This window comes from Collinsella sp. LCP19S3_H3 (assembly GCF_052119145.1).
Lineage (GTDB): Bacteria > Actinomycetota > Coriobacteriia > Coriobacteriales > Coriobacteriaceae > Collinsella.
Window position 1 is genome coordinate 1 of sequence record NZ_JBQKFW010000059.1, and the last position, 319, is coordinate 319.

The 319-nt window shown below is 60.8% G+C and carries 1 protein-coding gene; it reads right to left on the reverse strand.

The features are described from left to right. Window positions 1-287 (reverse strand): amino acid permease (locus ACTQZF_RS09285; RefSeq protein ID WP_441555117.1); only part of this gene is annotated, 287 nt, incomplete at its 3' end. Window positions 288-319: the final 32 nt, after the last annotated feature.

Below are 319 nucleotides of genomic sequence, written 5' to 3' on the forward strand. Positions count from 1 at the left end.
AGCACGGAATCGCCCACCATGGTCTGGACTGCGACGATCATGCCGTAGTCGGGGTCGATGGAGTCGGCCGGGATGGCGGCGCCGATGCCGAAGCCAGCGAACAGGTAGATGACGGCAATAGCCACGCCACCGACGACGATAGCCTTGGGGATATCGCGAGCGGGATCGGCCATGTCATCGGTCATGGTGCAGATAACCTCGAAGCCCATGAAGTTGAAGATGATGATGGACAGGTAGCCCAGGGCGTTGGTGTTGGTGAGCTCGGGCAGGAAGGTGGCGGCGGACATGTCGTTCGCGAAACCGTTCTCCATGGCATACC